This is a genomic window from Siphonobacter sp. BAB-5405 (genome assembly GCF_002872335.1).
Lineage (GTDB): Bacteria > Bacteroidota > Bacteroidia > Cytophagales > Spirosomataceae > Siphonobacter.
Genome location: NZ_NJAG01000223.1, coordinates 1 through 392, shown reverse-complemented (window position 1 = coordinate 392; position 392 = coordinate 1). Strand labels below are relative to the sequence as shown.

At 37.8% G+C, this 392-nt stretch carries 1 protein-coding gene; it reads right to left on the bottom strand.

All coding sequences use genetic code 11. The annotated features are described in order from the left end of the window. Nucleotides 1-138 precede the first annotated feature (138 nt). Nucleotides 139-392 (bottom strand): hypothetical protein (locus BWI97_RS28855; protein WP_233208104.1); only part of this gene is annotated, 254 nt, incomplete at its 5' end.

Sequence of the window (392 nt, the reverse complement as noted above, 5' to 3'; positions counted from 1 at the left end):
ATATACAAATATAAACAACTTTAAAGTTGTTAACAAGGATTTCCTAATTATTTTCTGATAACTGCTTCCGAGATCCGATTTAGTGATGATTAGAGCAAATGGGCCCGGAAACTGAATATCAGTTTCGGCCCATTTGCTCTAATCATCGTTGAAGAAGTAAGCTTTGACAATTGTCTGCACCAATCGGCCGCTGATAGAGCTTAGCATTTTGATAGAAAGCTCTTTCCAGAATGAGCCTTGCTCTGAGTCTGAGAGAGTGCGTTTGTCATTCTTTTTACTTTGATACGATTTCATAATTGCGGGGGATGGATATTTAATTATTTGATTCCAAAGCAAGCTTGACTGGCTATTAAAAAAAAGGACGGGAAATGGAAGCCTTTTTTCGTGTCTTG